At 36.5% G+C, this 14292-nt stretch carries 13 protein-coding genes; 4 read left to right on the top strand and 9 right to left on the bottom strand.

Translation table 11 applies throughout. From position 1 onward, the window contains the following. Window positions 1-123: 123 nt before the first annotated feature. Complete coding sequence (locus G4D63_RS12315) at window positions 124-1125, bottom strand: LLM class flavin-dependent oxidoreductase (protein ID WP_163179967.1); 1002 nt, start codon at window positions 1123-1125, stop codon at window positions 124-126. A 150-nt stretch (window positions 1126-1275) separates the two neighbouring features. Between G4D63_RS12315 and G4D63_RS12310 the strand changes: the two genes are divergently transcribed. Continuing rightward, window positions 1276-1455, top strand: coding sequence for a DUF2639 domain-containing protein (locus G4D63_RS12310; protein ID WP_420837818.1), 180 nt, complete (start codon window positions 1276-1278; stop codon window positions 1453-1455). 251 nt (window positions 1456-1706) lie between these two features. Here the strand turns inward: G4D63_RS12310 and G4D63_RS12305 are convergent, their stop codons facing one another. Both G4D63_RS12305 and G4D63_RS12300 read right to left on the bottom strand, forming a co-directional pair. Then, window positions 1707-3305 (bottom strand): glycoside hydrolase family 3 protein, encoded by a 1599-nt coding sequence (locus tag G4D63_RS12305; RefSeq protein WP_163179966.1) that lies wholly within the window; start codon window positions 3303-3305, stop codon window positions 1707-1709. 200 nt (window positions 3306-3505) lie between these two features. After that, window positions 3506-3862: a hypothetical protein gene (locus G4D63_RS12300; protein WP_163179965.1), complete on the bottom strand. Its 357-nt coding sequence runs from the start codon at window positions 3860-3862 to the stop codon at window positions 3506-3508. 609 nt (window positions 3863-4471) lie between these two features. On the opposite strand from G4D63_RS12300, the gene G4D63_RS22290 reads away from it, so the two are divergent. Next, window positions 4472-5122 carry a cell wall hydrolase gene (locus G4D63_RS22290; RefSeq protein ID WP_163179964.1) on the top strand — a complete coding sequence of 217 codons (651 nt, stop codon included), beginning with the start codon at window positions 4472-4474 and terminating at the stop codon, window positions 5120-5122. Between the two features lie 39 nt (window positions 5123-5161). Here the strand turns inward: G4D63_RS22290 and G4D63_RS12290 are convergent, their stop codons facing one another. Continuing rightward, a complete protein-coding gene (locus G4D63_RS12290; protein WP_163179963.1) occupies window positions 5162-5869 on the bottom strand; it encodes a M48 family metallopeptidase in 708 nt (235 codons plus the stop codon). A 152-nt stretch (window positions 5870-6021) separates the two neighbouring features. On the opposite strand from G4D63_RS12290, the gene G4D63_RS12285 reads away from it, so the two are divergent. Beyond that, window positions 6022-6447: a hypothetical protein gene (locus tag G4D63_RS12285; RefSeq protein ID WP_163179962.1), complete on the top strand. Its 426-nt coding sequence runs from the start codon at window positions 6022-6024 to the stop codon at window positions 6445-6447. 37 nt (window positions 6448-6484) lie between these two features. Here the strand turns inward: G4D63_RS12285 and G4D63_RS12280 are convergent, their stop codons facing one another. The 3 genes from G4D63_RS12280 to G4D63_RS12270 all read right to left on the bottom strand — a co-directional run bounded on the left by G4D63_RS12280 (window position 6485) and on the right by G4D63_RS12270 (window position 9180). Next, window positions 6485-6967: a YehS family protein gene (locus G4D63_RS12280; RefSeq protein WP_163179961.1), complete on the bottom strand. Its 483-nt coding sequence runs from the start codon at window positions 6965-6967 to the stop codon at window positions 6485-6487. 168 nt (window positions 6968-7135) lie between these two features. Further along, window positions 7136-8812, bottom strand: coding sequence for a glutamine--tRNA ligase/YqeY domain fusion protein (locus G4D63_RS12275; protein WP_163179960.1), 1677 nt, complete (start codon window positions 8810-8812; stop codon window positions 7136-7138). 122 nt (window positions 8813-8934) lie between these two features. Beyond that, the gene (locus tag G4D63_RS12270) at window positions 8935-9180 is read right to left on the bottom strand and encodes a glutaredoxin family protein (protein WP_163179959.1); all 246 of its coding nucleotides are present in this window, start codon (window positions 9178-9180) and stop codon (window positions 8935-8937) included. A 265-nt stretch (window positions 9181-9445) separates the two neighbouring features. Between G4D63_RS12270 and G4D63_RS12265 the strand changes: the two genes are divergently transcribed. Further along, entirely contained in the window at window positions 9446-10852 is a 1407-nt protein-coding gene (locus G4D63_RS12265) for an amidase (RefSeq protein ID WP_163179958.1), read from the top strand. Between the two features lie 35 nt (window positions 10853-10887). Here G4D63_RS12265 and G4D63_RS12260 read toward each other — a convergent pair whose 3' ends face one another. Both G4D63_RS12260 and G4D63_RS12255 read right to left on the bottom strand, forming a co-directional pair. Beyond that, a complete protein-coding gene (locus tag G4D63_RS12260; RefSeq protein WP_163179957.1) occupies window positions 10888-12366 on the bottom strand; it encodes a glycoside hydrolase family 32 protein in 1479 nt (492 codons plus the stop codon). A gap of 128 nt (window positions 12367-12494) precedes the next feature. After that, on the bottom strand, window positions 12495-14087 hold the full coding sequence (locus tag G4D63_RS12255; RefSeq protein WP_239585969.1) for a M2 family metallopeptidase: 1593 nt from the start codon (window positions 14085-14087) through the stop codon (window positions 12495-12497). Window positions 14088-14292 lie beyond the last annotated feature (205 nt).

Here is a 14292-nt window from a genome sequence, read left to right as displayed (position 1 = left end):
TAATTAGTCTTGAAATTTGTCGAAAAATAGGAGGTTTGGACCTGTTTATTTTAACAAGTCCCCCTTTTCTTTTATATAATCAATAATCAAAAGAACACAGCGAAGTGCTGTGTTCTTTTGATCCTATTCTCCATTAACCACTTCTTTAAGTATCTTATAGGAGCGTTTCTGTTGATCTTCATCAAAGATATAAGAAACAGCCATGATTTCATCTACGTTGTATAGGTTCTGAAAGCGTGTAAGCTGCTGTCTTATAGTATCCTTACTACCTTTTAGTGTCACACTTGTCATCTTAGACGACATTTCTTTTTCTGCTGGACTCCACAACTCATCCATATGATTTACAGGTGGCTGTAAGGGATTTTGTGTACCACGGACAACATTTACAAAGAACTGTTGCATAGAAGTAGATAATAGTTCTGCTTCTGCATCACTCTCTGCTGCGATCACGTTTAAACATACCATCATATAAGGTTGATCAAGATATTGTGAAGGCTGAAATCTACGTCTATATATTCTAATGGCTTCCTCCATATGTGTAGGTGCAAAGTGTGAGGCAAAAGCATAAGGAAGTCCTAAGCTTGCCGCCAAGTAGGCAGAATCAGTAGAAGAACCAAGTATATAAATCGATACTTGAGTTCCAACCCCAGGGTGTGCTTTTACATAACCTTGCTTCTCCTCAGAACCAAAATAAGTTAGCAAAGACTGAACATCATCCGGAAACGTATAAACTGAATCCTTTTGTGATCGTCTAAGGGCACTTGCTGTCATCATATCAGTACCAGGAGCTCGCCCTAGTCCGAGCTCTACTCTATTGGGATAAATTGTAGCCATTGTACCAAATTGTTCGGCAACAACTAACGGTGAATGGTTTGGAAGCATAATGCCCCCAGATCCGACCCGGATAGAATTCGTATGTTCTAGCGTATGTTTGATTAAAATGGATGTAGCCGAGCTCACAAGAGTCGGAGTATTATGGTGCTCTGCAATCCAGTATCGCTCATAACCCATTTCCTCTACTGCTTGTGCCAAATCTACCATTGACTGAATGGCTTGGGCAGGGGATTGCCCCTGTCTAATAGGTGCTAAATTCAAGGCAGAGACAGGTATTTGAATGTTTGTCATGATTATATGATCCTTTCACTTTTGAAGTCTCCTTTTATAGTATCAAGGGATATTGTTTAAATAAAATTTATTGCTCAAAGCATTGAACACTTGTTCGATTCTCATGGAATCTAACAGTACTTTCATTCATATCATAAGCTACAATCACATATGTATATAATTCCACTACAGAAAGAAAGGGGAATTATGATGACGTATACAGGTTCAAAGGGGTGGTTTGTGCAACAACTTAAAGCTGCAGGAGTGAATAGACATCCTAAAGGTCTAAAAAAATTAGAGGTATATGATACATCAACCCTAAGGAGACTCTACTTTAACCTAGATAAATAGTGAAATTAGCCATAGGTCCAAAAAGAAGTAACTATGCCCTCATTTACTTGAGGATATAGTTACTTCTTAACTGTTAGAAAAAGTTCTTAACAATTTCTGTTTTTTTATTACACTTTGTACACCGGAATTCAATTTCTAAAGCATTCTCATAAGCTTGGTGAGTGGTTTCTTCTTTGCAAGTTTCACAATATAAGTTTTTTTCTGCCTCAACACCCAATGGACTCCCTCCAATCGTATCATAGTTGTTTTATTTAACTGATTGTAATAGGCAACGTCCCACTAACTATTTCTTTTCCATAGATTGCTTTCACAGCCATGTTTAGAGCATTTGCGGTAAACTCATACGTTGTAATAAATGCCTGTGCATCATGTGCGATTGCTAAATCATAAGGATTTCTCATCGCAAGAACAATGAGAGATTTCCCTGTTTTCATTAATTGATGTAACAAAGCGGTTTGACCATCAGATGTTCGTGCAGATAGTGTCCCTACTAATATCGTATCGAATTCAGTTACCTTTCCTATTAACTGGTCTATTTCAACCATACTAGGATCATTAGATATAGGAATTATAGTAGCATGAGGATCCATATCTCGAACAATCATCCCTAACTCGTTTTTAGAATATCCTTCTTCTTCTACTAAGGTTAAGTAAGAAGCTGTTGGATAGATCACCACTACTTTGTTTCCTTCCTTAATCGGGATAACATTGCCGTTATTTTTTACAATCGTAATTCCTTTTTTTAAGGCATTTTCAGCTAATTGATGGTGTTGTTTATTTCCAACAACATCTGACACTTTTATTTCTTCACTATTTAGGGGAATATCATTCCACGATAAATATTTATTTTTTAATATATGTACACGATGATAGGATTCATCAATTCTTTGTTCTGAAATATCACCATTTTCAACAGCAGCTACAATTGCCTCAATCGCTTCTATTTGTAATGAAGAAACGTGGGAAATCATGATAAGGTCTACTCCTGCCTTAATGGCTTCAACAGCACCCAACGCGGTTCCAGGTGAGTCAGAGATTGCCTTCATTTCTAAACAATCTGTAGTAACCACTCCTTTAAAACCAAGTTTATTACGTAATAATTCAGTAATTACCTTATAGGACATTGTAGCCGGTCTATTTTCTTCCGGTTCAAGCGCTGGAAAATAGACATGCGCTGTCATAACGGTATCTGCCTCGGATTCGATACAATCTTTAAAAGGAATAAGTTCAAGGTTCTCTAAGGCCTTTACTGAATGAGTTATAACAGGTAATGCTAAATGAGAATCAACATGTGTATCTCCATGACCAGGAAAATGTTTTAGGGTAGTTATGACCCCTTCCGTCTGCATCCCCTTCATAGATGCTTTAGAGAAAAGACTAACTGCCTCTGCAGTTTCTCCAAATGATCGAACTCCAATGACTGGATTATCTGGATTATTGTTAATATCTACAACAGGTGCTAGGTTCCAGTTTATACCTAGTGCCTTTAACTCCCTTGCTGTTGCTCTTCCAATTTCATATGTAAGGTTTTCATCTCTCGTAGCTGCAAGCAACATAGAACCAGGAAACGAGGTCGTTCCTTCACCAAGTCGTCTTACCATACCATTTTCCTGATCAATACTAATGAGAAGAGGCTCTTGTTGATTGGATTCCTTTGCAAGTCGTTGTAATGTCGTAGTTAATTCTAATGTTTCTATGGGTGAGCCGATATTTCTACCGAATAAGATAATTCCTCCCACATGGTAATCTTTAATCAGAGTCTCTATATCTGTGATATCTGATGAAGAATCCCCTTGAAATCCACAAACCATTAACTGACCAATTTTCTGCCTTAAAGACAAGGTGTTCAACAATATATTCCCCTCTCTTGTTTAATTTTGTATGGTTATTACTTTTCACTTTTATATATACTCCAGTAGCAATCTATTTAGATATGAACAAAAAACATGTACAGTCTAGTACATGTTAATTGATTCTACTTATTTATTGTTAACACTTTTGATTGATTTAACCCCTGGTTGTGGTTGAACCCAATATATAGATGATCTTTTTATTTCTGATCATTTCTTCTAATAAAGAAATCACTTAATACAAACAGAAATAATAAACTCGGTAGAACAGGATTAAAGTAGATGTTATTTTTGTATTCCATGTACAAATAGATAGCTATAACAATTAAAAGTAAGTTAAACGGGTTTAAAAAGGTATTTACTATAATAGTAATCTCATTTATCCACACTTCATTTAAATATTTCTGCTTTTTATCCACTTTTTCAAGAGTGCTTTTTATATCAAGTCCTTCTTGCTTAAACTCTTGTTTTGCTTCTATATGTAGAGTTTCTATTATTTGATTGTGCTGTAACCCATACATTTCTTCAAGTTCGCTAGTTGGTTTCTCCGATTTCATTGCGAACTCCTCCAATCTGTACTTTTTTCTTCCTCAGTATTTCCTACAATGTTCCATCTATTCTTATTGAAAAAACAATTAAGACATTTAAAAAGATGGCTTTGTTAAACTTTGTTGTTGATTTTCGTTACAGGACACTCGTTTTCCGCGGGGCGTGCGGTGAGCCTCCTCGGCATGCGCCTGCGGGGTCTCACCTGTCACGCTGCTCCCGCAGGAGTCTCGCGTCCTTCCACTACAATCAACACTGCAAAAAAATTAACATTGTACACTAACAGAGCCAAAAAGATTGACAGTAAAGACCATACATAAGTCAACTTTTTATACTGTCAGTTAATATCTATATCTAGCATTCTTTGGGATTTCCCATTATAGCTATCTTTTTATTATGGTAGGGATTGTTAGCTTTAATTCCTTTCTAGAAATCCCTTTTGCTAACATCTTTTAGATATTTTCATTAGAAAAAAACCCTTTAATAACAGTCTTCTGAAGCTTAGACTACTCTATCCAATTCGCCTGTAAACAAGCTGTAATACTATTTCTTGTCCTTCCTTCATAGAGATAGAAATATAAAAGTTTCCCAATAATCAATTCCACTAGGAGGACATAATTGTGAAAAAAATAATATTTGCGTTAACATTCTTAGTTACTCTTTTATTTGCAGAACCTGCACTTGCTTATACGGTAGAAAAAGGAGACACCATGTCAGAAATCGCCCGTAAGCATGGCCTAACCTTAATAGAATTAGCGAAGGCTAACCCTCAAATTAATAACCTTGATCTAATTTTTGTTGGACAAGTTATTTATACAGATCGCGTTCATAACTCACAAGAAACTAGAATGAAAGCTAATAACCCTTCTACAGTAAAAGTACAAGAAACCAATCAATCTACTAACCTAAGCATTTCAGAAGAAGATTTTGATTTATTAGCTAGAATTGTACGAGCTGAAGCTCAAACAGAACCTTTTGAAGGTAAAGTAGCTGTTGCCTCTGTTGTCCTGAATAGAGTTGAAAGTCCTCTATTCCCTGACACAATAAGAGAAGTTATTTATCAGCGTGGGCAATTTCAACCCGTGAGCAATGGTCAAATAAATAAACCAGCTGACAAGGAATCCATTAGAGCAGTCCATGCTGCATTATCGGATATGAGACATATAGCGAACGGATCACTTTTCTTTTATAACCCAACCATAGCTACAAGTCGTTGGCTAGACTCAAGAGAAACGACAGTAATTATTGGACAACATGTATTTAAAAACTAGGCTTTAGTGTTTTTTTAAGTTGAATGCCTGGTTTTAGTTCTAGACTGTCATTTTCCAATTAGATGAAGCCAACCATTTTTCCTGTTCCTTATAATCTGGAAATAATTTACCAACTAGTCGCCAGAAGGATCGATCGTGATTTAGGTGAACCATATGGCACATCTCGTGGACAACCACGTAGTCGATTACCTTCTGCGGTGCCATAGCAAGTTTCCAATTAAATGTTAGCAGTTGCTTGGAATCACATGTTCCCCATGTTGTTTTGCTATCAGTAATACGAATGCCCTTTGGTTTTGTTTTAAAATGTCGTTGATGTTTTGCGATACTATCTTCCACAAGAGCTTTACACTGCTGATGGTAAAAGCGTTTTAAAGCTTGTTTAATTTTTTCATCCTCTAACTGCTTTACTTTTATTTGTAAATAATCTTCTTTGAACTCTACATGATCACGTTCAATGGTTTCTACTTGATCAATTTTTATCGGATAGGTCTTTCCTAGATAGAGGAATGTCTCACCAGGTTGATAGGTTTTACCTTGTGGACCACTTAACCTTGCTTTCATTTCGTTTAGATTCTGTTGAATTAGTTCCCAATTTCCTTCTATAAACGATAAAATTTTCTCCATTGACGTTCCTTTCGGAGCGTGTACCTCAATATTTCCGTAGTGATCCATTGTAATCCGTATAGACCCTCTATTTCTATATTCAACTTCAAATCGCAACGTCTGATTTTTAAACTTATGTATCATGCTATATCTCCTGAGTTAATGTAATTACTACCAATTTCCTGGATGAGAGGTACAATCGCTATGATGGTGCAAAACTTTTAATAGAAGAGCTTTTTCTTGGACATTACTAGAAAAAAGTAACATCATTTTTTACCTCCGAAAGGAAAAAACATATGGATTATGTCCTGAACTTCATTTATATAGCAATAGCAGTGATCACATACTTGTTCCTAAGAAAAGCCATGATAGCTAGAGGCTGGAGTAAAATCAAGGTCCGTTTCCTATACGGTTTAACGAATACCGTGTTCCTATTTGTTGTGTTATATTTCCTCAATTACTTTTTTGACTATCTTGAATTGAATATAATCCTGGTAATTTCATTGATATTTGGTTTATTCATGTTTGGAATAAGCTTTTTAACATTTAGAAACGAACGACAAGAAAAAAAGAATATGTTTGACAAGGATTTTTCCCCAAACCGTGACATATGGATATTATCTCAAGATAAAGATTTTTGGAATATGCAAATTATTGCAGTTATATTAGTAGTTCTTCCGTTACTCGCCGTTTTTGTGGCTGTTTATTTTTTAATTGAATAGTAGGAATTTAATAGAGAATAGACAAGTACAGAGCTTTTTATCCTCTGTACTTAACGGCTAATCCTTTTAAAAAGTTCCTTGCAAAGTTATCTCCGCACTCTTTGTAATTTTTATGACCTTCTTTTCTTAATAGAGCTCCCAGCTCACCCTTTGTAACAATAATTCCAGCTTTTAAGAATATTTCCAAGATGTCATCGGTTGTTAATGATAAGGCAATTTTGACTTTCTTTAGTAGAACGTTATTTATACATTCATTAGATAATTCCGGTCTTTCAGGTTGTCCAGGCTTAGGTTCTTGTTTTCCTCTTTTAAAAGTAATAAATCCGTTTAAAAATGATTCTAGCATGTTGTTACTAATTTCTTCATTTTCATCTAGCTCTTCTTCCTTTGACTTTGTAAGGATTTTGATTACCTCTTCTTTCGAAAGCTCAGTGTCACCAAGTTTAAAGATCTCTACCATCTCTGTATTTCTTATATCTAATGCATATCGCAATCTAATCAATATATCTTTGTTTGTCATCTGTGAACCTCCTATTTAATGTCATCCTTAGTATTTGAGAGTAATAACTACTCCATCCACTTCAATCAAAAGGACGGCTCATCTGCATTATTACTGCAGTAGAGAACCGTCCCGCTGTTCCAAAGTTTTAGGTTTGTAAATTCCCTCGACTTAAGGGATGCTGTCATTTTATAACTTAAACGAACTTTTCAACGATACAATCAGGTTAAATACAATTTGGTCTTTCGTAGAATGCTTCGGATCGACGTTAAAGTATCCGTGTCTGAAGAATTGTATTTTGGTTTGTGGTTCAACATCTTTCAGATTAGGTTCTACAAAACCTTTTAAGATCTCAAGTGAGTTTGGATTTATTTGGTCTAGAAACGTCTTCTCAGTATCTGCTGTCTTTTCCGTATCTTCATCCACTTCTGTTTCTTCAGTTGATAGGAGTGGCTCATATAATCGGAATTCAGCTGGTACTGCTTGTGTTGCTTCTACCCAGTGGATTGTTCCTTTTACCTTACGCCCTGTAAATCCTGTACCACTTTTCGTCTCTGGATCATACGTACAATGAATTTCAACAACATTTCCGTCCTCATCCTTGATGAAGTCCTCACACTTGATGAAATAAGCATGCTTTAAACGAACTTCATTTCCCGGAAAGAGACGGAAGTATTTTTTCGGTGGATCTTCCATGAAATCGTCCTGCTCAATGTAGATTTCTCTTGAAAATGGGATATGTCTAGTTCCCATTTCAGGGTTCTCAGGGTTAATTTCCGCGTCTAGCATTTCAACCTGTCCTTCTGGATAATTGGTAATCACGACTTTTAGAGGGCGAACGACTCCCATTGTTCGTGGTGCTTTGAGTTTCAAATCTTCACGGACAAAATGATCTAGCATTTGAGAATCCACAACACCTGAGCCTTTTGATACTCCTGTTTCTCTTACAAATGCACGAATTGCTTCTGCCGTATACCCTCTTCTCCTTAATCCAGAAACCGTCGGCATGCGCGGATCGTCCCAGCCATCTACTAACCCTTCATCCACCAACTGTTTTAGCTTACGCTTACTCATAACAGCATTTGTAATGTTTAATCGACCGAACTCGATTTGCTGTGGCGTACTCTTCATTTCACATTCTTCTACCACCCAGTTGTAAAGCGGACGCTGATCTTCAAACTCAGTAGTACAGATTGAGTGTGTTACATCCTCTATCGCATCCTCTAACGGATGAGCAAAAGCATACATTGGGTAAATGCACCATTGATCGCCAGTATTATGATGCACTGCATGAGAAATACGATATATAACTGGATCACGTAAGTTAATATTAGGTGAACTCATATTAATTTTAGCTCTTAATACTTTTTCACCATTCCCAAACTCACCTTTACGCATGCGGTCAAATAAATCAAGATTTTCCTCGATAGAGCGATTTCGATATGGACTTTCTTTTCCAGGCTCCTTCAAGGTACCTCTGTACTCACGAATTTCATCAGCAGATAAGTCATCCACATACGCTTTACCCTTATTTATAAGAAGGACTGCCTTCTCGTACATTTGTTGGAAATAATCTGAAGCGAAAAATAAACCATCCCAATCATAGCCTAGCCATTTAACGTCCTCTTTTATAGCATTAACAAATTCTACATCTTCTTTTAAAGGATTTGTATCATCAAAACGTAGATTTGTTTTACCATTAAATTCATCGGCTAAATCAAAGTTAATGACAATCGATTTCGCATGTCCTATATGTAAGTATCCGTTTGGTTCTGGTGGGAAGCGAGTTATTACATGATTTCGTTTACCGGATTCTAAATCGTTTATAATAATATTTCGTATAAAATTGGAAGAATTATGTTCCACTCTTTCTCAACCTTTCTGATCTTGTGTGTTGTGCCTTAAGAGGCACGCTATGTAATAGTAACTATATTATCATAAATGTATATGAAAATTGAAGTATTCTTAAAAAAACATAGTATTTGGAGCTACTCTTTATGCTTTAAACTTTCAATGATCTCGACTAACTCTAATGTAAACCCCTTTATAGCAGTGTCGCCAACAACGGTTACTGGTACACCCATAAATCCAAACTTCTCCACTTCTCTTTGAAACTCCTGATTTGAGGTAATATCTCTTGATTCAAAAGAGACTCCAACATCAGTTAACATCTGTTTTACATAGGTACACTCTACGCAATCACTGCTTGTATAGACAATTACTTTTTTATACAATTTGAAAAGCTCCTTTTTAACAACAACCGCTTATTTAATTGACTTATTGTTTGAAATTTATACGATCATTGTTGACTATTCGATCTAGGTCTTAACACATTCCTGTTAAGGCTCTACTATCCTATCATTATATGCTTTTTATCAACTACTTCAACTTTTAACAGGAATATATTTAAGAATTTTACCTATTTAATTACTAGTTAATAGAGGAGAATCCTATACCATAATAGAAATTTCACAATAGCAAATTATTTTGGAGGTAAACATGGACTCATTACAATGGCTTGATGCAACGGATTTAGCCACATTAATTAATAAAAAGGAAGTATCTTCTGAGGAAATCGTTCAATCTACTATTGAGCGAATAGAGAGAATAAATCCTAAAGTAAATGCAGTGAACAGCAAGCTATATGAAGCTGGATTAGAAGCAAGCAAGAGTGATCGTATTACTGGACCATTTGCAGGAGTACCTTTTTTAATGAAGGATTTAGAATTTTACGAGGGTACAAGCTATTCTGCTGGCTCGAGATACTTAAAAGATTTTACAGCTCCAGTGGATAGTGAATATTCATCTAAAATACGAAACGCAGGACTTATTACAATCGGGAAAACAAACACATGTGAGTTTGGGCTATTACCCACAACAGAACCTACGCTACATGGTCCAACAAGAAATCCTTGGAGTTTAGAACATACTGCTGGAGGCTCAAGTGGTGGTGCCGCAGCCGCAGTTGCTTTTGGAATGGTTCCGATGGCACATGCTTCAGATGGTGGTGGTTCGATTAGAATTCCCGCTTCATGCTGTGGACTTTTTGGTTTAAAGGTGAGTAGAGGTCGGAACCCAAAATATCCAGACACGATTGGATTAAGCGTTAATCATTGTGTGTCTCGTTCCGTTAGAAATAGTGCGAGATTATTAGATTGGACATGTGGTAGCGGTCCAGGCTATCCATTCGATGTTCCAAGACCAGAGAACTCTTTTGAGAGTGAAGTTTCTAAAAATCCAAGAAAACTAAGAATTGCTATGATGACAAGTGGATTTAATGGTAGTAGTATCCATGATGATAGTAAAAATGCTGTTCTAGATGCTGCAGCTTTATGTGAAAGCCTAGGCCACGAGGTGGAATTGGCTTCCCCGTCTATTCACGTTGAACAATATAATCATGCATTCTCGATTCTGTGGCCAACATCACTAGCACAAGGAATCTCCTCTCTATCAAAGTTGATTGGAAGATTACCATCCGAGGATGAATTAGAGCCCTATACATGGGAAGTGGTTAAGAGAGGTAATGCCATTACAGGTGTTGAATACCTTTCAGCACTTGCTTACCTGCAGCAGGTGACAAGGGAGATGACTCAGTTTTTCAGTAACTATGATCTTCTTTTAACAGCAACTTTAGCAGAACCACCTTTAAAAATTGGTGAATTATCCTATCAAGGAAATAGAGAGCAGTATGTTAACCGTCTAAATGAGTGGGTGCCTTATACCCCACTTGCAAATACAACGGGTATGCCTGCTATGTCAGTACCTTTGTTTTGGAATAATGATGGTCTTCCGATCGGTGTACACTTTATGGCACCTTTAGGGGATGAGGCGACTTTGCTTCAATTAGCTGGACAGCTTGAACAAGCAAGACCCTGGAAGAACAGGATTCCTATTATTAATGGGTAGAATTTTAGGGACAGTAAACCTGTCCCCTTGTCCCATTAAAAAGCACTCCCTAAATTCCATTTCTCTACTTCAATGATGCTACATTCTCCTTGACTAAAGAAATGGATGCTACTTGAGTGTTGATCAGGATAAATTCGTCCAGTCATTACTTTCTCCCCATCATTTATAAAAACTTCAAGAGAAGATTGATCAAGGAAGATTTGAAGGTGAAGCTTGTTATCTTTTAGTTGCACAGGAGCTTGCCGGACTCCTTTAGGTCCTTGTCCTGATGAATCACGGTTAAAGGATAACATCTCACTGGTTGTATCATATGTAAGGACTGTTTCCTCTCCTAAACTCTCACTTACTCTAAGTTTTATTCCAAATGTAGAAGCTTTTTTTGCGTCAAATACAATTTGTAATTCAAGACTGTTTCCGTTTATTTCATTTAACTCAATATTCCCATTCACGTTTATATTTTGAAAAGAAATCTTTTCTTTCCGTAGTTTTTGTAACTCTGGAACTGGGCGACAACGAATTTCACCTTTTTCATATGTCATTACACGTGGGATTGTTAATGCACCAGCCCATTCATGCTGTTGTTCAGGCATTTCGCTTTCCCACATATTCATCCAAGCGATGATAATACGTCTACCTTGTTCGTCAACTGTTGATTGTGGTGCATACACATCAAACCCATGGTCTAAAAGTTCAAACGGACCGTGTTGGAAAGTTCCTGTTTGATAATCTAAATTTCCAACAACATATCCTGATTGATGAAGGTTATGATATTTATAGTCTTCTGGTTTCATCCCTTGTGGTGACATGAGCAAAATATCATGACTGTCCAGGTTGAAAATATCTGGGCATTCCCACATGAAACCAAAATTCCCTTCCCCAGTGGCTGCAATGTTTATAAACTCCCATTCATACAAGTCTATAGAACGATAAAGTAAGATCTGACCCACGTTTTCTTTAGTTTTTGAGCCTAATACCATGTAATAATATTCATCCTTTTTCCATACCTTTGGATCTCTAATATGAAACGGATGGATATTTCCGTCCGGTGCATTTGCAATAATAGGGTTTCTTACATCCTTTGTGAAACGAACACCATCCTCACTAACAGCTATACATTGAACTTGTTTTAAGTCATGATCACGATCCTCACCTGTCCAAACATTACCAGTGTAGAATAAATATAGCTTGTCTTCTATTTGAATGGCACTTCCTGAAAAACAGCCGTCCTGATCATAGTCCTCACTTGGGGCAAGGGCAATCGGGAGATGCTCCCAACTGGATAAATCCTTACTTTTAGCATGTCCCCAATACATGGGTCCCCAATGAGGAGAAAAAGGATGGTGCTGATAAAACACATGATATTCTCCATTAAAATAACAAAACCCATTCGGATCATTCATCCAACCTACCTTTGGGGCAACATGATAGGTGGGATACCATTGAGTAGATTGAACAATCTTTGCTTTTTCATCTATTTTCTTGTTTGCTTTACTTAATTCCTCTTGGTGTTTCATCTCATATGTTCCCTTCGCATTTAGATAGCTTTATTGTATTACAAAGTTTGATTTTGATGTATAGGGAAGTATATGTTCCCACAGAGATAACAAAAAAGCGATCCATTTCCGGACCGCTTCCGTAAAAATTATACCCCTTGTTTTTGGTTTACAAACTGCTCCACAAAATGAATAGGGTTTAGTTTTTCTCCTGTTGCTTTTTCAATCTTTGTATTCCAATGCTCTCTTGCACCAGGTACAAAAAATTCATTGATTAAGAACTCTCCTACCTTAGGTGTATATAAATCTTCAGAAATATTTTTTTCAATATATCTTTGTAGCTGAGAAGTTGTTAATTCACCCAATAAGTAATTTTGATAGTAAACAGGTACAAGTGTAAAGTGAATTTTCGCTGCCCAATGTGGGTAATCTTGTTCTTCTGGTGGGTTAACAAACTGTACTTCTTTAACAATGTTCCACCATAACGAATTTAAATCTTGATCTGGATTTTTATAAAGCTCTCGTTCAAAGAATGCAAAAGTCATAATCCAACGTGCTGATATAAGCATTTGTCTTCTTAATGACAAATCAATCTGTGGCTTTAGTTCATCTACCTGCGACTGATCTAATCCTAAGAACTGCTGCATCCATGCTGGGTCTTTTGCCATACGACCATAAAGCATAGCAATCGCTTCTGTTGTTAGTGTATGAGCGGGTCTCCGTAAACTGTATGGTAAGTTACGGTCGATATATTTAAAGTAAACTGCATGACCGTATTCATGAAGCATTGTAGCAGACCAGTAATCAGATTCAGTATTATTACATAACACACGCACATCACCTTCTCGGTCAATATCCGTACAGAAAGCATGCTGATTCTTTTTTGCACGTGGATACAAATCACTTTTAGCCAGCATGTCACTGATGTCCATACCCATGCTTTTAAACGTTTCACTAGTCAGTTCCTCAAGGTTTTTCCCCCTATAAAAAGGATCTAGGTCCAAACCTTTAGAAGGAGGAGCTTCTTGAAAGAAAGGATCAGCATAATGCCATGGTCGTAACTCTTCAACTGAAATGTTGAAACGCTCTGCTAACTCAACATCCATTTCACCCTTTAATTGACGAAACGGTTCGTTTGATAATTCAACTAACTCTTTAAAAGTATTAAACACATACTCGCGGTCTAACTCTTGTAACTCAAAGCTCATTTGATGGTAGTCTTCATAGCCTAGTTGACGTGCCGTTTCATTACGTTTGCGAACAAGCGTTAATAGCTTTTCTTCTACTTCTTTTCCAATTTGCTTACTAGCATGCCATGCTCTTTCCCTTAGCTCTATATCATTACTTTTAATAAGAATTTCACGAACATCGTTTTCTGAAACTTCCTTACCATCTAACGTCGATCTAAATGTGTTAAACACACTTACTAGTTCAGTTGAAAGACTTACCATTTCTTTTAAGTCTTCTTCTGGTAATTGATTTCGAACCATGTTTGCATAAATAGTTTCTAATTGTCTTTGATCTAAAGGGTTTGCAACATCTTCTTCAAGAAATTGTTTTACCTTTTCAAACAGCTCTTTATTAGAAAAATATACATTCATCTCTGTTTGAGCTTGGGCAGTTTTCTTATTCCATTCATCTTCTCCAGTCGTCGAAGACATCCAGGAAGATTCAGCACGTTTAATATGTAATTCTTTTAATTTTTCATTTTGTTTTTGTAAAAATTGTTCTAATTTCATCATTGACCCTCCATTTTGCTCTATGGTTTGTTAATTCTAAATAATCATAATTACTCTATCATTCTATCAGATTTATTTCGGTTATCAAAGTAACTATCAACTATCCAACTAAAGTTGTCTCCGCTGTTTCTAATTGAAGAATATCAAAAAATAAATACTATTTTCCTTGTCGGAAGAATTTATAATGAATAACTGTATGAAATTACTA

It is taken from the genome of Bacillus mesophilus, assembly GCF_011008845.1.
GTDB lineage: Bacteria > Bacillota > Bacilli > Bacillales > SA4 > Bacillus_BS > Bacillus_BS mesophilus.
The sequence above is the reverse complement of the archived record's forward strand: the minus strand, read 5'-3'. Positions and strand labels throughout refer to the sequence as shown.